Source organism: Labrenzia sp. VG12, assembly GCF_002237595.1.
In the GTDB taxonomy this organism is placed as follows: domain Bacteria; phylum Pseudomonadota; class Alphaproteobacteria; order Rhizobiales; family Stappiaceae; genus Roseibium.
This window is the reverse complement of record NZ_CP022529.1, coordinates 4,620,990-4,642,228: the sequence shown is the minus strand read 5'-3', so window position 1 is coordinate 4,642,228 and position 21,239 is coordinate 4,620,990. Positions and strand designations below refer to the sequence as shown.

Here is a 21,239-nt window from a genome sequence, read left to right as displayed (position 1 = left end):
GGCAGAAAACCAGACGGCGACGCCTGCACGCTCGGGAAAAATATCATGCCTGGCGTCTTGCGTGGCCTGAAGGCCAATCCGCCACTCCGGTAATCCGGAGAACCGGTCTCAGTGCCCCTTGCGGTAGACCCAGACCCTGGCCGGCGGCAGGTTTTTCCAGACCCATTCGGAACTGTAGACAGAAATGCCCCGGCCCGCCGGTTTGACCGGAGCGACCAGCCCGTAGGAAAACTGGATGAACGGTGCACCGGGTTTCAGCAGTTCGAGCGCTTCGGCAAGCAGAGCCTTGCGGGCCGGTTCAGGCCGGGTCAGCAAGGGCAGTGACGACACAATGCCATCAAGGGAATGGCGGCCGTCCGACTTGCCTTCCGGAAGCCGGTTTGCGGCGGACAGCGTGCCCCGCAGCGCATAGGCATCGCCCTGCACCACGTTGAGCCCCGGGTAACGGCGCGTCAGAAGTTCACAGAATTCCGGGCAATATTCGATGAGTGTCAGCTGCGAATGGGCATAGCCCCGGTCAAACAGTGCCTTGGTGACGACACCGGTTCCAGGGCCCAGCTCGACAACCGATGCATTCGGACGCGGTGCCAGATAAGAGGCCATCTTCGCTGCCAGTTCAGGCCCGGATGGTGTGACCGCGCCTGTCCTGAGCGGGTTCTGCGCCCAGGAGCGAATGAATTTCACTTCATCCAGCACCTTCGCCCGCACGGCATTGGCCTTTTCAAACTTCTCCCAAAGGGCATCCCGACGGCTGAAATTGCGTTTCTGCATCTGTCCTCACTCACCCATGAGCTGGGAATATAGGAACGATTGCAAGGAGATGCTATGGGCAAGCGCACACAATGCGCGCCTTTACCCTGCTAAATTGCACAAGGTTCCTTGAATGCGGTGTGCGCAATCAGGCGCCGAGATTGTCGATGAAGTCCTTGACCTTCGAAAAGAAGCCAGCGGATTCCGGATGATTTTCTCCGGAGGATTCCTTCTCGAACTCCGCCAGGAGCTCGCGCTGGCGGCGGGTCAGGTTGGTCGGTGTTTCCACCGTCACCTGGATATACATGTCGCCATGCTGGCTGGAACGCATGATCGGCATGCCCTTGCCGCGCAGCCGGAACTGTTTGCCGGTCTGCGTGCCTTCCGGCACCTTGACCCGGCTTGTGGCCCCCTCGACGGTCGGAACGTCGAACTGGCCGCCAAGCGTTGCCGTCGACATGGAGATCGGCACGCGGCAGTAAAGATCGGCACCGTCACGCTGGAAAAGATCGTGCGGCCTGATCGACAGGAAGATGTAAAGGTCACCCGCCGGGCCGCCACGCACGCCGGCTTCCCCTTCGCCGGCCAGCCGGATGCGGGTGCCGTCTTCAATACCCGCCGGAATGTTGACGGAGAGCGTACGCTCCTGGGTCTTGCGCCCGGCGCCGCCGCAATCCTCACAAGGATCGGTGATGACCTGACCACGTCCCTGACAGCTCGGACAGGTCCGCTCCAGCGTGAAAAAGCCCTGGGCCGCACGCACGCGGCCGGAGCCGCCACAGGTGCGGCAGGTGGTCGGGCTGGTGCCCGGCTTGGCGCCGGAACCGGTGCACGTGTCGCAGGTGACGCTGGTCGGAACTTCGATTTCCACCGTCTTGCCGGCGAAGGCGTCTTCCAGCGTTATGTCGAGATTGTAGCGCAGGTCGGCACCGCGCTCGCGGCCACCGGACCGGCGGCCGCCACCGCCCATGCCGAAGAACTCTTCGAAGATGTCCGACATGGTGGAGGAGAAATCATGGGCGCCGGCCCCGCCACCGCCGCCAAAGCCGCCATTTTCAAAGGCAGCATGACCAAAACGGTCATAGGCGGCTCGCTTCTGGCCGTCCTTCAGCGTGTCATAGGCTTCGTTGACTTCCTTGAACCGGGCCTCGGCCTCTGCATCGCCCGGATTGCGGTCCGGGTGGTATTGCATGGCCATCTTGCGGTAGGCGCTTTTCAGCGCCTTTTCGTCCGCTTCGCGCGAAACACCCAGCACCTCGTAGAAATCGCGTTTCGACATCAAGATCTCTCGGTCTTGTTGTTGCACCGCTGGCAGCCCTGCCTGAGCCGGCGCCAATTACGGCGAAGGCGCCGGGCACTTGTGCCCTTGTCATCAGGCAATCAGCAGCCGGCGCCGGGATAAGGACAGCCAGCCGGAAACCGGCTGGCTGATACGTTTGTTATGCGGACTTCTTGTCGTCGTCTTCCTTGACTTCCTCGAAGTCAGCATCGACGACATCGTCGTCTTCCTTCTTGGCTTCGGCCTCTTCGCCGCCTTCGGCTTCCGCATCGGCCTGAGCCGCCTGATACATGGCTTCGCCAAGTTTCATGGACGCTTCGGCCAGAGCCTGGGTCTTGGCCTTGATGTCCTCAAGGTCTTCGCCCTCAAGCGCGGACTTCAGAGCTTCCAGAGCGCTTTCGATCGCGGACTTGTCGTCTTCGGTGACCTTGTCACCATAGTCCTTGAGCGATTTCTCGGTGGAATGGACCAGGGATTCGCCCTGGTTCTTGGCTTCCACCAACTCCTTACGCTTCTTGTCCTCGTCGGCGTGGGATTCAGCGTCCTTGATCATCTGGTCGATGTCGCTGTCGCTGAGGCCACCGGAGGCCTGGATGCGGATCTGCTGTTCCTTGCCCGTGCCCTTGTCCTTGGCCGACACGTTGACGATGCCGTTGGCGTCGATGTCGAAGGTGACCTCGATCTGCGGCACGCCGCGCGGTGCCGGCGGCAGGCCAACCAGGTCGAACTGACCGAGGACCTTGTTGTCGGCAGCCATTTCACGCTCACCCTGGAAGACACGGATGGTCACGGCCGTCTGATTGTCTTCAGCGGTCGAGAACACCTGGCTCTTCTTGGTCGGGATCGTCGTGTTGCGGTCGATCAGGCGGGTGAAGACACCACCGAGGGTCTCGATGCCGAGCGACAGCGGGGTCACGTCGAGCAGGAGAACGTCCTTGACGTCGCCCTGCAGAACGCCGGCCTGGATCGCGGCACCCATGGCCACAACTTCATCCGGGTTCACACCCTTGTGCGGCTCCTTGCCGAAGAAGGTGTTCACGGTTTCCTGGATCTTCGGCATGCGGGTCATGCCGCCGACCAGAACCACTTCGTCGATTTCACCGGGCGCAAGACCGGCATCCTTCAGAGCGGCTTTCATCGGTGCGATGGTGCGCTTGACCAGGTCTTCGACCAGCGACTCGAATTTCGCCCGGGTCAGTTTCAGGGTCAGGTGCTTCGGACCGGAAGCGTCTGCCGTGATGAAGGGCAGGTTGATCTCGGTCTGGGACGAGGACGACAGTTCGATCTTGGCCTTTTCGGCAGCTTCCTTGAGGCGCTGCAGAGCCAGCTTGTCGTTCTTCAGATCGATGCCCTGGTCCTTCTTGAATTCGGACGCCAGGTAGTCGACCAGGACCATGTCGAAGTCTTCACCACCGAGGAAGGTGTCGCCGTTGGTGGACTTCACTTCGAAGACACCGTCGCCGATTTCCAGGACGGACACGTCGAATGTACCGCCGCCAAGGTCGTAGACGGCGATGGTCTTGCCGTCGTTCTTGTCGAGGCCGTATGCCAGCGCAGCCGCGGTCGGCTCGTTGATGATGCGCAGGACTTCAAGACCAGCGATCTTGCCGGCGTCCTTGGTCGCCTGCCGCTGAGCATCGTTGAAGTAGGCCGGAACGGTGATAACCGCCTGGGTTACGCTCTCGCCAAGATAGCTTTCAGCGGTTTCCTTCATTTTCTGAAGGATGAACGCGGAGACCTGCGACGGGGAGTATTTTTCACCGCTCGCTTCCACCCATGCGTCGCCATTGTCCGCCTTGACGATTTCGAACGGAACCAGCTTCTGGTCCTTCGCAACGGTCGGATCGTCGAAACGACGGCCGATCAGGCGCTTGACTGCAAAAAGGGTGTTGGTCGGGTTCGTGACCGCCTGGCGTTTCGCCGGCTGGCCAACAAGACGCTCTCCGTCGTCGGAGAATGCCACCATGGAAGGGGTGGTGCGGGCGCCTTCTGCGTTTTCGATAACTTTGGAATCTTTACCGTCCATGACGGCGACGCACGAGTTCGTCGTGCCGAGGTCGATACCAATGACCTTTGCCATATCTGCCTCTCTTTCTAGCAAACCGGAGGGACCCATGAAGGCGTCAATCCGGCTCCTCTCACTTGGGTTCCGGGAGTTGCCCGGACATCGCGCCGGAGGTTGCCCTCAGGATTTGGCGCGAAGCTTGACCGCTATATAGGTGGAGGAAACTTTGCCTGCAAGCCATCTCTGGCTCACGGAACGCAATCAGAGCGTTTCTTCGGAAGTTCTTTGGAAATGGTTACCGGCACCAGGCCTTTCCACAAGCCGGTGAACACAGCGGACCAAACCGTTTCGCATTTCGGAAAGGCTTTGCCGGTAGCCTTCAAGTTCATATCAATCGACACCCAGACCGAGGAGGCTGTTTTGAGAGAGCCCGCGTTGTGGAGCCGGATCGCGGCATGTCATCCGGACGTCGTTGACGCTGACCTTCCCTTCTCGCACCGGCTTGCCCGCGACAATGGCTGGACGGTGCCGTTCGCGCAGCAGGTAATCACCGAATACCAGCGTTTTGCCTATCTAAGCCGTCTCGGACAAGGCATGGTCACGCCCAGTGATGAAGTCGATCAGGCCTGGCACCTGCACCTGACCTATACCCGGCACTACTGGGGGCCTTTCAAGGACGCGCTTGGCGGCGCGCTGCATCACATGCCAACCAAGGGCGGGCCGGACCAGGCAAGACTGTTCAGACAGACCTATGCGCAGACGCTAAATCTCTACCGGGCCGAATTCGGCGAGCCACCAGATGACATCTGGCCCGACGAAACAATCCGCTTCGGCCGGGCTCCGCATTTCAGGCGGGTGAATGTCCGGGATGTCTGGCTGTTGCCAAAGCCAGGATGGCCGGTTTTCGCCAGAGCTGGATTTCGACAACTGGCAAAGGTTCCCCTGCGGGTTTATGGAGCGGTTCTTGCGCTTGCCGCCGCCCTGTTCGGCACGGGGCTGGCGATGGCGCACGGCACTCCGGAAGGTGATACCTATCTGGAAATGGCCAACAGCATGGTCTGGCACTGGGCGCTTGAACACACTTTCTGGTTCGCCGTCGGTGTCTTCATCATTGCGGCCGTTCTGGCCGCCCTCCTCAACAAGGCCGCCGGCAAGTCCTCCGGTTGCGGATCAGGGTGCGGCGGCGGTGGAGATGGCGGGTCAGGGTGCGGATCCGGCTGCGGGGGCTGCGGCAGCTGAACATTCGCGCTACAAGGCCTGATGCAGGACATCACGTTCAACGACCATTCCGGTCTTCGCTATCTGCCGGAGTATTTCGCCCGGGCTTCCCAGGAAGCGCTTCTTGAAGCTGTGCGGTCGGTGGTTGCCGAGGCGCCGCTCTATCAACCCGCCATGCCGCGGACGGGCAAACCGTTTTCGGTGAAGATGAGCAATTGCGGCCCGCTCGGATGGGTGTCGGACATCAAAGGCTACCGCTACCAGCCGCTGCATCCGGACACCGGTCGTCCCTGGCCTGCCATGCCGGATCAGCTGAAAGACCTCTGGTCGACCTTGGCGCCGGACGCACCGCCGGCCGAAGCCTGCCTGATCAATTTTTACCAAGCCAGCGCCCGCATGGGCCAGCACCAGGACCGGGACGAGGACATGTTCGATGCGCCGGTGATTTCCGTCTCACTCGGCGACACCGCCACGTTCCGCGTCGGTGGCACGAACCGCAAGGACCCGACCCGCTCGTTCCGGCTGAACTCCGGCGACGTGGTCGTGCTTGGCGGCGAGGCCCGTCTTGCCTATCACGGCATCGACCGGGTGCTTGCTGGCACGTCCACACTCCTGAAAAACGGTGGCCGGATCAATCTGACCCTGCGGCGGGTGACAGCGGCCTGAGGAAAAGGGGCATCTCAAGCTGACAGATCGCACAGAAAAGTGTTTCCGCCAGAACCTCCCTCGGCACGGGCGCAGGATTTCGCCCGGTTCCAATTTCATTCGGAATGCAGGACCTTGTGAGCAAGTCTATCGCAACTCTCAAGACCATGAAGCCTGTACCACCGGAAGACCTGGAGAAACTCCATACCGGCAGCCTGCTCACCCGCCTGCAGGGCTTGAGAAGCTTGCATGCCTCATTTGAGACAAGTGACTGGTCGCCTGAAGCGCGCGACGCCGTCGAAGCAGCCGGCCTCGTTGCCTTTAAAGACACCGAAATCTGGCAGACCGCCTTCCAGAACCTGAAACAACGGCTCTCCCGGCGCGAACACTTTCCACGCGCCGGCTAAAAGCAGAGACAGGCAGTGGCGCAAGCAAAACAGAAATTTTCCGGACGGAACGTTCCTGGGCACTTTCAGCGCGCTCAACATGCCACCACCGGCCCAGGCAACGTCCTAGTTCAAGGCACGCCGGTGCAAAATTTTCAGATCGCGGTATCCAAACTTCTGTGCAGCGGTCTGCACAATAAGGGTCGTGTCCTCATCCCAGTCGTCAAACGCTGTGCCATACGGATCCTCGAGTTGGTTCGTCAGGTCGAGGATGTTCACAAAAACCGAGCGGACGGATCTGCGGCAGCTGTCTTCCAGGTTACAAAGTACGTCGACAAGATAGCGCCCCAATTCATTGTCCTCGAACCCTGCAAAATACTCAGCCGCCAACTGGATGGCGGCCATACGACGGTCGCCGTCCAGCTCCGTCTCCTGCATCCAGAGGCGCAGCAGGGGACGGTACCGATCAACCAGCCCGAGGTAACAGCACAAGGCCTTCAGTGCATATTCGGCATAGATGTTGTTTTCGTCCCCGTGCAAATAGCTTTCCAGAAGCGCCGCATCGCCTTTGTTGCCGCTCAGACCGACGACATAGATCGCTCCAACGATATCTCCCTCCCGGCCTCGCAGGAGATTTCGAGCAAACTCGACCTCCTCGGGTGCGACCGGGCCAGGCTCCAGTCCCTTTGCCCGAAGGCATATTTGTTCAATATCAAAAAAGTCGACCATGTCCGGTAAGGTAGCAAACCTCTAGTCATGTTACGCAAGGCTGATGCGCGCAACTGCCACAGATCAATTGCCTCACCGGTATTTGTCAACCAACTCCGGCAAGGCTTCTCTACCAGCGTCCTCAATCAGTCAAATAGCTTGCCTCAAAGCTCACCGGAAAACTCACTGACCGGGCGATGAAGCAGACCTTGTGAATCTCGTGATGGATGGCGTCGGCCCTGGCCAGGTCGGCCCCGGCGGGCACGGTGATCGTCGGCTTCAGCACAGCTTTCAAGAACCGTCCGGCGCCCGATTGTTCCGTCTCCCCGATACCGACCGGTCGGTCTTCATAAGACTGAACGGCAATACCGGCAGTGCTGGCCAGATGCAGGTACCAGAGCATGTGACAGCTGGAAAGCGCGGCCAGCAACAGGTCTTCCGGATTGTGCAGCGCCGGATCGCCGCCGAGCAATGGATCGTTGGAACAGGCGACCGGCGGTTTTCCGGGCGTCCGGATCTCCCAGGTCCGATCGTAACCGCGATAGGTTCTTGTGCCCTCACCGCGGTTGCCGGTCCAGGTGATCTGAGAGGTGTAGCTGTGTTCGGCCGTCATTGCAGTCTCCAAAATGTATACATTTATACATTTTTCATTTGCACGCTCCTGTCAAGCCGCTTATAGGCGGACGGGGAAGGAGCCCTCATGTCCGCTGAGACCATCGCTGCCGCCGTCGAGGCGGATATCCTGAACGGGGTCTTCAAACCCGGCGAAGACCTGAAGCAGGGAGACATCGCCGTACGGTTTGCCGTCAGCCGGATCCCGGTGCGCGATGCACTGCAGCTGCTGGCCTCAAGAGGACTGATCGAGCATGTCCCCAACCGGCGCGCCCGCATCATTTGCCTGAACCGGAAAGAGATTGACGAGGTTTTCGATCTGCGCCTGCTTCTGGAGACCGACTGCCTGAGACAAGCCATCGGCCACCTCACACCGGCTGATCTGGACCGCATTGACGCGGCCCTTGCGCATTCCAATGTCGATGCGGGTGGAAGCTGCTGGGCCGAGGGCGACTGGCTCTTTCACCGGACGCTCTATCTGCCGGCCGGGCGGATGCGGCAGCTTGCCATGATTGAGGATCTGCGCCGCACGTGCCGCATTCACATTGCCGGTTACGGCATCCTGCCGTCGCGAACGGGAAAATGGCTGCAGGACCACGAAAAGATTGTCGCAGCCTGTCACGCACGATCGGTCGACACCGCCGTGGCTTTGCTGTCAGACCATATCGAAGGCGCACGCCAGACACTTGTGTCGGCCCTGCCCGGAGACCCCGGCACCTGACTGTGACGTGCCGTCTCCGGGGCCGGACACGGATCTGAGCGGCCAGACCTTCGTCAAGCCAGCAGGTAGACCGAGGCAACTGCGCAGGCTGCGATGACCCACAAGGCCAGCCGTCCGGACCGGCTGTGATGCGCTTCCGCCTTGCCGATGGCTTCGGCCGTCTGCGCGTCGAAGCGAAGGCCGCTCATCGTCATCTTTTCCAGCTCTTCGGACATGCGGCCGATGCGGTCGGCGAAAAACGGCAGGTCGTTGGCAATCCGGGCCAGTGCCCCCAGCGCGTCTCCGGCGTCGCGCAACTTGCCGACAGGACCGAGATTGTCCTTGATCCAAGACCCGACAACCGGCTCGGCTGTCCTCCACATGTCGAGGTTCGGATTGAGCGAGCGCGCAACACCCTCGACCACCACCATGGTCTTCTGCAGCATGATCAACTGGGTCTGGGTGCGCATTTCGAAGAGTTCGGTGACTTCGAACAACTGGGTCAGCAGACGCGCCATGGAGATTTCGCTGGCATCGTGACCGTGGATCGGCTCACCAATAGCGCGGATGGCCTGGGCGAACATGTCGACGTCCTGGTCAGCGGGCACATAACCGGCCTCGAAATGCACTTCGGCGACGCGTTTATAGTTGCGGGTGATGAAGCCGAACAGGATCTCGGCCAGGAACCGGCGTTCGCGGGTGTTCAGCCGGCCGGTGATACCGAAGTCGACGGCCACAAGCGTTCCGTCAGGTTCGACGAACAGATTGCCCTGGTGCATGTCGGCATGAAAAAAGCCGTCCCGGAGCGTGTGCCGCAGGAAGCTCTGAATGACGGCGGCGCCAAGCGCCTCCAGATCATGGCCGTCGGCTTCCAGGCCCTCGACGTCGGACATCTTCCGGCCGTCGATCCATTCCATGGTGAGCACCCCTTTGGAGGTGCGGATCCAGTCGACTTGCGGGACCCGGAACCCGGGATCTTCGGCAATGTTCTCACCCATCTCCGAAAGAGCGGCTGCCTCGAGCCGGAAGTCCATTTCAATTGCGACGGACTGGGCCAGCGTGTCGACCACGGCGACCGGTCGCAGCCGCCGCGAGGGCGGATGGAACCGCTCTGCAAGCCGCGCAACCAGATAATAGCTTTCAAGATCGCGCTTGAACCGGCGTGACACGCCGGGCCGCAAAACCTTGACCGCGACCTTGTGCTCGTTGCCGTCCCGGTCGCGCACGACTGCCGGATGCACCTGGGCAATGGAAGCGGCGGCCACGGCTTCGCCAAACTCGACAAAGATCTCGTCGACCGGCCGGCCCAGCTGCTCCGCCACCGCCGACCTGGCGGCCTCGTGATCGAACGCCGGCAGCCGGTCCTGCAGGGCAGACAGTTCACGTGCGGCTTCCTTGCCAACCACGTCCGCCCGGGTTGCCAGGAACTGGCCCAGCTTGACGTAGGAGGGCCCCAGCTTGTTGAGCGCGTCGGAGAGGCGCAGATCGGCGCTCTTGGCCTTGACCGACCGACGCTCCAGAAGCCGGGCCATGGCAATCGCCATGCGCGGTGCGGCCGGCAGGTCCGGCAGATGCACCAGGCCGAACACACCCTCGCGCGCCATGACGAAACCTGCCCGGACGAGGCGGAGAAAAGGCATCACCGGAAGCGCCATCGATCAGAACTTCCAACCGTAATGCAGGGCGGCAATGCCGCCGGAGTAGTTTCTGAAGCCAACCCGCTCAAATCCGGCCTCGCGGATCATGTCGGCAAAGCGTTCCTGGTTCGGAAACTTGCGGATCGATTCCACCAGATACTGGTAAGGGTCGCCGTCCCCGGTGACCCAGCGGCCCATGGCCGGGATCGCGCCAAAAGAAAACGTGTCATAGACCTTGTCCAGCACCGGCACGTCGACCTCGGAAAACTCCAGGCACAGGAACCGGCCGCCACGTTTCAGAACCCGGCGCGCTTCGCGCAGGGCTTTCGGGATGTCCGGCACGTTGCGAATGCCGAAGGCGATCGTGTAGGCGTCAAAGCTCTTGTCCGGAAAGGGCAGTTCTTCGGCATTTCCTTGCGAAAAGGTGATCAGGTCGGACAATCCGGCCTTTTCGGCACGGTCGCGCCCCACCTGAAGCATGGAATTGTTGATGTCGCAGACCGTTGCCTTGACGGTATCGCCGGAGCGATTGACGACACGCGTCGCGATGTCGCCGGTGCCGCCGGCGACGTCCAGCAGCCTCCAGTCGGAGGTCGGGGCTTTCGGCGGCGCCAGGAACGACACCATCGCATCCTTCCACACCCGGTGAAAGCCGCCCGACATCATGTCGTTCATCAGGTCGTAGCGCTCTGCCACCTTGTGAAAGACATCGTCCACAAGGGCCTGTTTCCGCCCCTCGGCAACCCTGGTGAAGCCAAAGCTGGTCGGCATGTCCTCAGGTGCCCGGCCGGCCGTGCCCGATTGTCCCTGCGCCTGCTGCGTCATCAATGCGTCTCCGGATCCCGCCACCTTGAACCGGCTGCACGGGTCATCGTGAATATCTGTCGTAAAAGTGGCCGGACCATAGTACAAGCGCCCGGCGAGCGCTATCTTTGCCGGCGACCAAAACCTATATGCCGCAGGCCTATAGCCTGCCCCAAGCGCGGATACCAGATCTCAGATGCCCGAATTGCCGGAAGTTGAAACCGTCAGGCGCGGTCTTGCGCCCACCTTTGAGGGCGCACTCATCACCCGGGTGGACCAGAACCGGGCGGATCTGCGCTTCCCCTTTCCGGAAAACTTCGTCGATCGCCTGACAGGCCGCAGGCTGACCGCGCTGTCCCGTCGGTCCAAATATCTGCTCGGCGATATCGATAGCGGCGACGTGCTGGTGATGCATCTGGGCATGTCCGGCTCTTTCCGGATCGAAAGCGGTGAGCTGGGAGAGGTGCCCGGCAACTTCGCGCATGATCGCAGCAAGGACCCCAAACACGATCATGTCGTGTTCCATCTGGAAACGGAAACCGGCACACAGGCCCGTATACTCTACAATGACCCACGCCGCTTCGGCTTCATCGATCTGATTGCCCGGCCCTCGCTCGCGGAGCACCCGTTCTTCCGCGACCTTGGCATGGAACCACTCGGCAATGACCTCAGCGGCCAGACGCTGGCCAATCTCTTTGCCGGTCGCAAGAGCAACCTGAAGGCGGCGCTTCTCAATCAGAAACTGATAGCGGGCCTGGGCAATATATATGTCTGTGAAGCGCTCTGGCGCACCGGGCTCAGCCCGGAGCGTGCGGCCGGGTCCCTGGTCACCAAATCAGGCCGGCCGACCAAAAAGGCCGAGGCCCTTGCCGCCAACATCCGGGAAACGCTGCAGGACGCCATCCGTGCAGGTGGATCCTCCTTGCGTGACCACACCCAGGCGGACGGCACACTCGGCTATTTCCAGCATTCCTTCGCGGTTTACGACCGGGAAGGCGAACCATGCCGCACGCCGGGATGCGGCGGCACGATCCAGCGTCTGGTCCAGTCCAACCGGTCGACCTTCCATTGCCCCGGCTGCCAGACCTGACCGTTCGGCCAAGCTTGCGGACCTGCCGTTGGTCGGCTAGGCATGACGCATCAAATTCAGTTATTCGGGGACCTCGCCGTGTCACGTCCGCATACTGCGGTCCTGATGGTCCAAGGGCCCCACTATTGGGAGCGGGCGAATGGGATATGAGAACATCCGTGTTGAAAAGCGCGGCAAAGTCGGACTGATCACGCTGGACCGGCCAAAGGCCCTGAATGCGCTGAACTCGGACCTGATTGCCGAGCTCGGCACGGCCCTTGACGGTTTCGACGCAGATGACCGGATCGGCTGCGTGGTCATCACCGGCTCGGAAAAGGCCTTTGCCGCGGGCGCCGACATCAAGGAGATGCAGCCCCATAATTTCGCCACGGCCTACCAGACCGACCTGATCACGCCCTTCGACCGGGTGTCGCGCAACCGCAAGCCGATCATTGCCGCTGTTGCAGGTTATGCACTTGGTGGTGGCTGCGAGCTGGCCATGCTTTGCGATTTCATCATTGCTGCGGACACGGCCAAGTTCGGCCAGCCGGAGATCACGCTCGGTGTTATTCCGGGTGCGGGCGGCACGCAGCGGCTGACCCGTTTTGTCGGCAAGTCCAAAGCCATGGAAATGGTTCTGACCGGGCGCATGATGGATGCCGAAGAAGCCGAGCGCAGCGGGCTCGTCAGCCGGATCGTTCCCGCAGACGATCTGCTGGAAGAAGCGCTCAAGGCGGCGGACAAGATCGCAGATTTCTCGCTCCCGGTCGTCTTGATGGCCAAGGAGAGCGTCGACAGGGCCTATGAAACGACCCTTGCCGAAGGTGTCCGCTTCGAGCGGCGCGTCTTCCAGGCCCTGTTTGCGCTGGAAGATCAGAATGAAGGCATGACCGCCTTTACCGAGAAGCGTTCCCCGGATTTCCGGAACAAATAATATCGGTCAAACAGCGACAAAGCCGTTGACGACAGGCGCAGGCGCGATTATAAGCAGCGCCCAATCGGTGGCGGATTTCCGCCGCCGTTGTTTTTTGATCGGGTCTTGCTGCCCTCGTGCCTTGGTCCCGATCGCCACCGGACACTAGTCCCAATTACCGATCAGGATTGAGCCCATGGCCAACACACCATCGGCCAAGAAGGCGGCCCGCAAGATTGCCCGCCAGACGGCCACGAACAAGAACCGCCGCAGCCGCGTGCGCACCTACCTGCGCAAGGTTGAAGAGGCGATTGCCTCCGGCGACCAGGCTGTTGCCAATGAAGCCTTCAAGGCTGCACAGCCGGAAATCATGCGCGCTGCCTCCAAGGGCGTGATGCATGCAAACACGGCGTCCCGGAAGGTTTCCCGTCTCAATGCCCGTATCAAGGCACTTGGCGCGTAACCCAACCGTCACATGAGCGTTAAAAAGACCCGGCCAGCGTGCCGGGTTTTTTTTAGCCACGCAATTTTGTGGATGATCAAATCCGGCAACCTAAACGGGCAATATTGCGATTTCTACCGAGTATTATGCTGTCATAAAAAACGCTTGTTTTTCAGCCTCTTACAAACATGTAGGCCGAAGCAAAGCCGATCAAACCGGATTCGATACGAGTCAAGGTATCTGTTCCGAAATTTTTTTTGAAAAGGTGGTTTTTTAAATGTGACAAAGCCGCCGAGGGCAAAAAGTCATTGCCGTAAAAAGCATTTGCTCTCTCGCCGGTCAGAAGGCAAAACGCCTCAACATGGGCACCAAAACCGCCACTTCCCGGCAATCGCCAAAACACGCGGTTGCCCCGCCGGTCGCGGTCTGTATATTAACAATACGGCTGGCACGAAAGACCAGCGAACAACCTAAAAACGGTGCTTGGATCAAAATGAATAAGTTTAATCGAAAAATAGCTAAGCACATGGCGTATAGACCGTGGGATGAATACATTAACGTATTCATTTCCGACGGTGTCTAGCATCCCGCTGGACTGAATTTTTCTTCCCGAAAACTTGATAACTATTATTCAACAATAGCACTTCGCTATTGTAGGGGGCGGCTGTGCAAATCGACGGTGGATACGCTGGCAATGTGACCGTGCAGGAGGCTTTCGAAAAGCTTTCCGGGCAGGAACACTCTGTTCTTGTCGACGTGCGGACCCAGGCGGAATGGGCCTTTGTCGGACTTCCGGACCTGCGTCCGCTCGACAAGGAACCGGTGCTGGTGGAATGGCAGAGCTTTCCGTCTTCCGGCCCGAACCCGGAATTTGCAAAGTCCGTTTCGGACCTGTTGGTCAAAAAAGGACTTGACCAGAGCGCGCCGATCTATTTTCTGTGCCGCTCCGGAGCGCGGAGCCAGGCGGCAGCGATCGCCCTGACACAGGCCGGCTTCGAAAAGTGCTTTAATATCTCAGACGGTTTCGAAGGCCCCCTTGACGAGGCGGGCCACCGTGGAACCCGGTCCGGTTGGAAGGCCGCCGGACTGCCCTGGATTCAAAGTTAGTTTCCCCGCACTAAAAGCGGGGCAGGCAATGGGACCACTCCCTTTGCCAACCCAATAACCGTCCCAAAAGGGACATTATAAAGCTGCAAAAGCAGCAAGGCGTCGAAGAACGGCTGTGGCGGACTGTTCTTCATATGTACAGGAGGCAGATGACATGCAGGTTCAGGAGGCAGGCGGCTCCGAACAATGGAAACGGGTCAAGAAACAGCTCCGCGCGGAGCTGGGCGACGATGTTTTTACCAGCTGGTTCGCACGCGTTGATCTGGAAGAGCATCAGGACGGCACAGTGCGTCTTTCCGTTCCGACCCGGTTTTTGAAGCAGTGGATCCAGAACAATTACAATGACCAGCTGATGGGTCTGTGGCAGCGCGAATGCGACAATGTACACCGCATCGAACTGACCGTTCGCGGTGCGATCCGTCCGCGTCAGGCACCGGTGGCAAAACCGAGCCTGGCCGGCCCGGACGGCGCGAAGGCAGCTGCTGACGAAGTCCAGCGCGAAACGCTGGCCGATGCGGCTCATGTGACCCGTGCCCAGGCGGCGACTGCCGCTGTCGCGCTCGGCCGCGGCGATGCCGGCTCCGACAGCACCCGGGATGTGCTGCAGGGTGCGGCGCTCGACCCGAAATATACGTTCGAGACGTTTGTTGAAGGGGAATCCAACAACCTGGCCCTGGCCGCTGCCCGTCAGGTCGCAGCCGGCGGCGCGGTGACGTTCAACCCGCTTTACCTGCATGCGTCCGTGGGTCTCGGCAAAACCCATCTGATGCAGGCCGTGGCCTCGAAAGCCCGTGCGAGCGGCCGCAAGGTGCTCTACCTGACGGCCGAGCACTTCATGTACAAGTTCGTGACGGCGCTGAAGTCCCAGTCCGCGCTTGCGTTCAAGGAAAACCTCCGGACCATCGACCTGCTGCTGATCGACGACATGCAGTTTCTGCACGGCAAACAGGTCCAGCAGGAATTCTGCCATACGCTGAATGCGCTGATCGACGGCGCGCGCCAGGTGATCGTTGCGGCCGACAGGGCTCCATCCGAACTGGACACCCTGGACGACCGGGTCCGGTCGCGCCTGTCCGGCGGTCTCGTGGTCGGCATCCAGGAACCGGATTTCGTGCTTCGGCGCAATATCCTGGTGTCCCGCGTGGAAGCGGCCCGCAAGGCCTATCCGCAATTCGACGTGCCCGACAGCGTTCTCGACTATGTTGCCCGTCACGTGGCCTCCTCGGGCCGCGACCTGGAAGGCGCCCTCAACCGCCTGATCGCACACAATCAGCTGACCAATCAGCCGATCACGCAGGAAATGGCGGAAATGACACTGCGCGACCTGGTTCGCTCCAGCGAACCGCGCCGGGTCAAGATCGAGGACATCCAGCGGGTGGTGTCGAAACACTACAACGTCACCAAGGCCGATCTGCTGTCGGCCCGGCGCACCCGCACCATCGTGCGTCCACGTCAGATTGCCATGTATCTCGCCAAGGTGATGACCCCGCGCTCGCTGCCGGAAATCGGCCGCCGCTTCGGCAACAGGGATCACACGACAGTGTTGCACGCGGTGCGGAAAATCGAGGAAATGGCCCGCGCAGACTATTCTCTGGCGCAGGAGCTCGAACTGCTGAAACGCATGCTCGACGCCTGAGGGTTAAATTCCCCGATATTCAACTTAAATTGGGGGCGTTCCGGCGGAACGCCCCCTTGCTTTTGCACCAAGTTAAGGGCAGTGTCTTCCCCCCGCTCCTCACCGGAGCCAGCAAATCCAGTTACGCCGGACCGTCCGTCCGGCTTTTCATGAGTACGGAACGAGTGAATGAAAGCGACCCTCGAGCGGACCGACCTCCTCAAGTCCTTGACCCATGTTCACCGGGTGGTCGAGCGCCGAAACACCATTCCCATCCTGTCCAATGTCCTGCTGCGGGCTGACGGCGGCGCCATCAATCTGAAGGCAACCGACCTCGACCTCGAAATCGTCGAAACCGTGCCCGCCATGATCGAAATGCCGGGCGCCACCACGGTGCCGGCGCACATGTTCTACGACATCGTGCGCAAGCTGCCCGAAGGCTCGCAGGTGGTTCTGGAGACCACCGGCGACAACGCCACGCTGGAAATCCGGGCCGGCCGTTCGAAATTCACGCTGCAGATGTTGCCGGAAGCGGATTTCCCGGACCTGACGGCCGGCGATTTCAGTCATGGCTTTGCTCTGACGGCCGCCGATATCCGCAAGCTGATCGACACCACCCAGTTTGCGATCTCGACTGAGGAAACCCGCTATTACCTGAACGGGATCTACCTGCACACGGTCGACGCGGCCAATGGCCAGCAGTTCCGTGCCGTTGCCACCGACGGCCACCGTCTGGCCCAGGCTGAAGTGCCTGCCCCGTCGGGATCTGCCGGCATGCCGGGCATCATCGTGCCGCGCAAGACGGTAGGTGAGATCCAGAAACTGCTGGAAGACCCGGAAGCCAACGTTCAGATCGAACTGTCCGACACCAAGATCCGGTTGACCACCGGTTCCGTCATCCTGACATCCAAACTGATCGACGGCACCTTCCCGGATTACGGCCGGGTGATCCCGCAGGGCAACGACAAGGAAATGCGCGTCGACCGGGACGAGTTCAAGGAAGCCGTCGACCGCGTCTCGACAATTTCCTCCGAGCGCGGCCGGGCCGTGAAGATCTCGCTGAGCGATAGCCGCATGGTGCTCACCGTGAACAACCCGGATTCGGGCAGCGCGACGGAAGAACTGGCCGTCGAGTATGACGCGGAAGACCTGGAAATCGGCTTCAACTCGCGGTACCTGCTCGATATTGCCAATCAGCTGTCAAGCGACACGGCCCTGTTCCGGCTGGCCGACAGCGGCTCGCCAACCCTGATCCAGGACAACACCGTCGATGACTGCCTGTTCGTTCTGATGCCGATGCGGGTCTGACCCGGACCGGTGACATTCTGAAGGCGGAAACACGGTCATGACAGAATTCAGGACGGCGCGGCTGACCCGTCTGTCCCTGACCGGTTTCCGCAATTACGAGACCCTTTCGCTGGGTCTCGCCGCCAAACTGGTCGCCTTTGTCGGCGCCAACGGCGCCGGCAAGACCAATATCCTGGAAGCCATCTCGTTCCTGACAGCCGGGCGCGGTCTGCGCCGGGCGACACTTGCCGACATTGCCCGCAAGGAGGGTGACGGCAGCTGGAGCGTGGCTGCCACCGTTCTGCTGGACGGCCTGGAAACCAGGATCGGAACCGGGCTGGCCACCGGCGGCACCGGGCGCAAGGTGCGGATTGACGGTGAAGACGTGCGTGGTTCGGAAAGCCTGCTCGACTATATGCGGGTGCTCTGGCTGGTCCCGTCCATGGACGGCCTTTTCACCGGTGCGGCCTCCGAGCGGCGCCGGTTTCTCGACCGGCTGACGCTGGCCATCGATCCGGCACACGGGCGCCGGGTCAGCGATTTTGAAAACGCGCTGCGCCAACGCAACCGGCTGCTCGACCAGGGCGGCAGCGACGCCTTCCTGTCCGCACTGGAATTGCAGGTGGCAGAACTCGGCACCGCGGTCTCCATCGCACGTGGCGACACGGTCGGCCTGCTCTCCGGCATGATTGCCGAACAGGCCGCGCAGGGCTTGCCCTTTCCCCACGCAGGCATCGCGCTCGAAGGCGCCTTTGAAGCCGAGACCCTCGGCCTCAGTGCATCGGACCGGGAAGACCATTACCGGCTGCTCCTGAAGGAAGGCCGTCCGCGCGACCGCGCCGCCGGCCGGACCCTGAACGGTCCGCACCTGAGCGACCTGAAAGTGACCCATGCGGCCAAGTCGATGCCGGCGGCTCAATCCTCCACCGGAGAGCAGAAGGCGCTTCTGATCGGTCTGGTTCTGGCGCATGCCGAACTGACGTCCAAGGTCTCCGGAATGACGCCGGTCCTCTTGCTCGACGAAGTCGCTGCGCACCTGGATCCGGACCGCCGGGCCGCCCTGTTCGCCAAGCTGAATTCCTTAGGCGGGCAAGTTTTCATGACCGGGACGGACGAGGGTCTTTTCAGCGCCCTGCCCGAGGATGCCCAGGTGTTTGAAATCCGGGACCATCATGGCCATCTTCTAAAGGGACCGACAGGCCCTTAAATCCGCCGAAATCTTATGGTTTTCCACCATTATCCCTTCGCTGGCTTGTCAGCGGCTCCGGCGTGGTTGAACCCCCGCCGGAACCCCGTATAACGGGGTTAGAAAAGATAGAATGACTGGTGATTGATTCGCATGAGCGACATGTCCACATCCGAGCCGATTGAGACCCCCGAAAACGAAGGCGGTGCCGAATATGGCGCTGACAGCATCAAGGTCCTGAAAGGCCTCGACGCGGTCCGTAAACGGCCCGGAATGTATATCGGCGACACCGATGACGGTTCCGGCCTGCACCACATGGTCTACGAAGTCGTGGACAACGCCATCGACGAAGCCCTGGCCGGCCACGCCGACCATGTCACCGTGACGCTGAACCCGGATGGCTCCGTGACCGTCTCCGACAACGGCCGCGGCATCCCGACCGACCTGCACCCGGAAGAAGGCGTTTCCGCCGCCGAGGTCATCATGACCCAGCTGCATGCGGGCGGAAAGTTCGACCAGAATTCCTACAAGGTGTCCGGTGGCCTGCACGGCGTCGGTGTCTCGGTCGTGAATGCCCTGTCGACCAAGCTGGAGCTGCGCATCTGGCGGAACGACCAGGAACACCACATGACCTTCGCGCATGGGGATTCCCAGGGCCCGCTGGAAGTGGTCGGTCCGGCCAACGGCCAGAAGGGCACCGAAGTCACCTTCCTGCCGTCCCCGGAAACCTTCAGCAAGACCGAGTTCGATTTCAACACGCTGGAACACCGCCTGCGGGAACTCGCCTTCCTCAATTCCGGCGTACGCATCATCCTGACCGACAAGCGCGGCGTGGAAGATGTTGTCGAGGAACTCTACTACGAAGGCGGCCTTGAAGCTTTCGTGCGCTATCTGGACCGGGCCAAGCATCCGTTGATCGAGGACCCGGTCACGATGAGCGCGGAGAAAGACGGCATCACGGTCGAGGCGGCCATGTGGTGGAACGACAGCTATCACGAGCATGTGCTGTGTTTCACCAACAACATTCCCCAGCGGGACGGCGGCACGCACCTGGCCGGCTTCCGGGCAGCCCTGACCCGTCAGGTGACCGGCTATGCCGAAGCCACGGGCCTGATGAAAAAGGAAAAGGTCTCGCTCTCCGGCGACGATTGCCGCGAAGGCCTGACCTGCGTTCTGTCGGTCAAGGTGCCGGATCCGAAATTCTCCTCCCAGACCAAGGACAAGCTGGTCTCCTCCGAGGTGCGCCCGGTCGTCGAGAACCTGATTTCCCAGACCCTGAGCGAGTGGCTGGAAGAGAACCCGGCGCCGGCCAAGGCCATCGTCTCCAAGGTGGTGGAAGCAGCTTCTGCCCGCGAAGCTGCCCGCAAGGCGCGTGAACTGACCCGGCGCAAAGGTGCGCTGGATATCGCCTCGCTGCCCGGAAAACTCGCCGATTGCCAGGAACGCGATGCCTCCAAGGCCGAACTCTTCCTGGTGGAGGGTGATTCCGCAGGCGGCTCGGCCAAGCAGGGCCGGCACCGGGAGAACCAGGCCGTGCTGCCGCTGCGCGGCAAGATCCTGAACGTGGAACGGGCCCGGTTCGACAAGATGCTGTCTTCCAACGAGATCGGCACCCTGATCACCGCGCTCGGCACCGGGATCGGCAAGGAAGAATTCAACATCGAGAAGCTGCGCTACCACAAGATCATCATCATGACCGATGCTGACGTGGACGGTGCCCACATTCGGACCCTGCTTCTGACCTTCTTCTTCCGGCAGATGCCGGAACTGATCGAAAACGGCTATGTCTATATCGCGCAGCCGCCGCTCTACAAGGTCAAGCGCGGTCAGTCAGAACAATACCTGAAGGACCAGCTGGCGCTGGAAGACTATCTGATCGGCCAGGGCCTCGGGGACACCACGCTTGAGCTGGCGAATGGTGAGGTTCGCTCCGGCCAGGACCTGCTCACGGTGGTGGAAACGGCCAGGACCATCTCTGACATTTTCGACGGCCTGCATTCGCGCTACAACCGCGATGTGGTCGAACAGGCGGCCATTGCCGGCGCGCTCAACACCGACATCCTGGAAGATCGTGCCAAGGCTGAAGAGGCCGCGGCCTATATCGCCCGGCGCATGGACATTCTGGCGGACGAATTCGAACGCGGCTGGACCGGCGAGGCCCTGGAAGACGGTAGTCTGGTGTTCAAGCGCACCGTTCGCGGCGTTGAAGAAGCCGCCACGATCGATCCGGCTCTGCTCGGATCCACGGATGCCCGCCGGTTGGCCGCCCATGCGGCCCATCTGAATGAAGTCTATGGCAAGGCGGCCCTGCTGCGCCGCAAGGACGTTCCGACCGAAATTCGCGGTCCGCGTGCATTGCTGGCCAATGTCTACGCCCTGGGGCAAAAAGGCATTTCGCTGCAGCGCTACAAAGGTCTCGGCGAGATGAACCCGGAACAGCTCTGGGAAACGACACTCGATCCGAATGTCCGCTCCCTGCTGCAGGTCAAGGTGAAAGAGGCGGACGACGCCGACGACATCTTCACCAAGCTGATGGGCGATGAAGTCGACCCGCGGCGCGAGTTCATCCAGGACAACGCGCTCGCCGTGGCGAACCTGGATATCTGACGGAGCGTAGGGAAGCCCATAAAGTTGCGCCGGGCGCATACAATTTCGCGAAGAGGCGGGATGACATAAACCTGTCTTCATAAATTACAACAACTTAGGCGGAAACTAATACACTGCCTGAGTTGTTGTGACATGAGTTTCCCCTCACCCTGAAATGTGTTTTCGGATTACGAGTCGATCCGGAAAATCATGCCCTGCATTGCCGACCATTCGTTGATCAAGGACCTATTTCGGCCCGAAGCCGACGCTGTGAGCGTGTGCGGTGAACG

Annotated in this window: 20 protein-coding genes; 12 read left to right on the top strand and 8 right to left on the bottom strand. The window is 60.9% G+C overall.

Annotated features, from left to right (window positions below):
• Window positions 1-108: 108 nt before the first annotated feature.
• The 3 genes from CHH27_RS21490 to dnaK form a co-directional block, all read right to left on the bottom strand.
• Complete coding sequence (locus tag CHH27_RS21490; RefSeq protein ID WP_094073407.1) at window positions 109-771, bottom strand: class I SAM-dependent methyltransferase; 663 nt, start codon at window positions 769-771, stop codon at window positions 109-111.
• 127 nt (window positions 772-898) lie between these two features.
• A complete protein-coding gene (dnaJ, locus tag CHH27_RS21485; RefSeq protein ID WP_094073406.1) occupies window positions 899-2,029 on the bottom strand; it encodes a molecular chaperone DnaJ in 1,131 nt (376 codons plus the stop codon).
• A gap of 160 nt (window positions 2,030-2,189) precedes the next feature.
• Complete coding sequence (gene dnaK / locus CHH27_RS21480) at window positions 2,190-4,109, bottom strand: molecular chaperone DnaK (RefSeq protein ID WP_094073405.1); 1,920 nt, start codon at window positions 4,107-4,109, stop codon at window positions 2,190-2,192.
• A gap of 291 nt (window positions 4,110-4,400) precedes the next feature.
• Between dnaK and CHH27_RS21475 the strand changes: the two genes are divergently transcribed.
• The 3 genes from CHH27_RS21475 (at window position 4,401) to CHH27_RS21465 (ending at window position 6,304) form a co-directional block, all read left to right on the top strand.
• Window positions 4,401-5,273, top strand: a complete 873-nt coding sequence (locus tag CHH27_RS21475) for a hypothetical protein (RefSeq protein WP_208988319.1) — start codon at window positions 4,401-4,403, stop codon at window positions 5,271-5,273.
• Window positions 5,274-5,294: 21 nt separating this feature from the next.
• A complete protein-coding gene (locus CHH27_RS21470; protein ID WP_094073404.1) occupies window positions 5,295-5,918 on the top strand; it encodes an alpha-ketoglutarate-dependent dioxygenase AlkB in 624 nt (207 codons plus the stop codon).
• Window positions 5,919-6,034: 116 nt separating this feature from the next.
• Window positions 6,035-6,304 carry a hypothetical protein gene (locus CHH27_RS21465; RefSeq protein WP_157739031.1) on the top strand — a complete coding sequence of 90 codons (270 nt, stop codon included), beginning with the start codon at window positions 6,035-6,037 and terminating at the stop codon, window positions 6,302-6,304.
• 105 nt (window positions 6,305-6,409) lie between these two features.
• Here CHH27_RS21465 and CHH27_RS21460 read toward each other — a convergent pair whose 3' ends face one another.
• Together CHH27_RS21460 and CHH27_RS21455 are read right to left on the bottom strand one after the other, a co-directional pair.
• Window positions 6,410-7,012, bottom strand: coding sequence for a hypothetical protein (locus CHH27_RS21460; protein WP_094073402.1), 603 nt, complete (start codon window positions 7,010-7,012; stop codon window positions 6,410-6,412).
• 121 nt (window positions 7,013-7,133) lie between these two features.
• Window positions 7,134-7,604, bottom strand: coding sequence for an OsmC family protein (locus CHH27_RS21455; RefSeq protein ID WP_094073401.1), 471 nt, complete (start codon window positions 7,602-7,604; stop codon window positions 7,134-7,136).
• Between the two features lie 87 nt (window positions 7,605-7,691).
• On the opposite strand from CHH27_RS21455, the gene CHH27_RS21450 reads away from it, so the two are divergent.
• Window positions 7,692-8,324, top strand: coding sequence for a GntR family transcriptional regulator (locus tag CHH27_RS21450; protein WP_094073400.1), 633 nt, complete (start codon window positions 7,692-7,694; stop codon window positions 8,322-8,324).
• Between the two features lie 53 nt (window positions 8,325-8,377).
• On the opposite strand, the gene ubiB is transcribed toward CHH27_RS21450, so the two are convergent.
• Both ubiB and ubiE read right to left on the bottom strand, forming a co-directional pair.
• Window positions 8,378-9,958, bottom strand: a complete 1,581-nt coding sequence (ubiB, locus tag CHH27_RS21445; RefSeq protein ID WP_094073399.1) for a 2-polyprenylphenol 6-hydroxylase — start codon at window positions 9,956-9,958, stop codon at window positions 8,378-8,380.
• A 3-nt stretch (window positions 9,959-9,961) separates the two neighbouring features.
• Window positions 9,962-10,711 (bottom strand): bifunctional demethylmenaquinone methyltransferase/2-methoxy-6-polyprenyl-1,4-benzoquinol methylase UbiE, encoded by a 750-nt coding sequence (gene ubiE / locus CHH27_RS21440; RefSeq protein ID WP_208988999.1) that lies wholly within the window; start codon window positions 10,709-10,711, stop codon window positions 9,962-9,964.
• Between the two features lie 229 nt (window positions 10,712-10,940).
• Here ubiE and mutM point away from each other — a divergent pair, with 229 nt between their 5' ends.
• The 3 genes from mutM (at window position 10,941) to rpsT (ending at window position 13,189) form a co-directional block, all read left to right on the top strand.
• Complete coding sequence (gene mutM, locus CHH27_RS21435) at window positions 10,941-11,834, top strand: bifunctional DNA-formamidopyrimidine glycosylase/DNA-(apurinic or apyrimidinic site) lyase (protein WP_094073398.1); 894 nt, start codon at window positions 10,941-10,943, stop codon at window positions 11,832-11,834.
• 139 nt (window positions 11,835-11,973) lie between these two features.
• A complete protein-coding gene (locus CHH27_RS21430; protein WP_094073397.1) occupies window positions 11,974-12,747 on the top strand; it encodes an enoyl-CoA hydratase in 774 nt (257 codons plus the stop codon).
• 175 nt (window positions 12,748-12,922) lie between these two features.
• On the top strand, window positions 12,923-13,189 hold the full coding sequence (gene rpsT / locus CHH27_RS21425) for a 30S ribosomal protein S20 (protein ID WP_094073396.1): 267 nt from the start codon (window positions 12,923-12,925) through the stop codon (window positions 13,187-13,189).
• 151 nt (window positions 13,190-13,340) lie between these two features.
• On the opposite strand, the gene CHH27_RS27775 is transcribed toward rpsT, so the two are convergent.
• Complete coding sequence (locus tag CHH27_RS27775) at window positions 13,341-13,571, bottom strand: hypothetical protein (RefSeq protein WP_157739030.1); 231 nt, start codon at window positions 13,569-13,571, stop codon at window positions 13,341-13,343.
• A 263-nt stretch (window positions 13,572-13,834) separates the two neighbouring features.
• Here CHH27_RS27775 and CHH27_RS21420 point away from each other — a divergent pair, with 263 nt between their 5' ends.
• The 5 genes from CHH27_RS21420 to gyrB all read left to right on the top strand — a co-directional run bounded on the left by CHH27_RS21420 (window position 13,835) and on the right by gyrB (window position 20,970).
• Entirely contained in the window at window positions 13,835-14,275 is a 441-nt protein-coding gene (locus CHH27_RS21420; RefSeq protein WP_208988318.1) for a rhodanese-like domain-containing protein, read from the top strand.
• A gap of 154 nt (window positions 14,276-14,429) precedes the next feature.
• Complete coding sequence (gene dnaA / locus CHH27_RS21415) at window positions 14,430-15,911, top strand: chromosomal replication initiator protein DnaA (RefSeq protein WP_094073395.1); 1,482 nt, start codon at window positions 14,430-14,432, stop codon at window positions 15,909-15,911.
• A gap of 168 nt (window positions 15,912-16,079) precedes the next feature.
• Window positions 16,080-17,198 carry a DNA polymerase III subunit beta gene (gene dnaN / locus CHH27_RS21410; RefSeq protein ID WP_094073394.1) on the top strand — a complete coding sequence of 373 codons (1,119 nt, stop codon included), beginning with the start codon at window positions 16,080-16,082 and terminating at the stop codon, window positions 17,196-17,198.
• A 37-nt stretch (window positions 17,199-17,235) separates the two neighbouring features.
• Window positions 17,236-18,384 (top strand): DNA replication/repair protein RecF, encoded by a 1,149-nt coding sequence (gene recF / locus CHH27_RS21405; protein WP_094073393.1) that lies wholly within the window; start codon window positions 17,236-17,238, stop codon window positions 18,382-18,384.
• A 132-nt stretch (window positions 18,385-18,516) separates the two neighbouring features.
• The gene (gyrB, locus tag CHH27_RS21400) at window positions 18,517-20,970 is read left to right on the top strand and encodes a DNA topoisomerase (ATP-hydrolyzing) subunit B (RefSeq protein ID WP_198338267.1); all 2,454 of its coding nucleotides are present in this window, start codon (window positions 18,517-18,519) and stop codon (window positions 20,968-20,970) included.
• Window positions 20,971-21,239 lie beyond the last annotated feature (269 nt).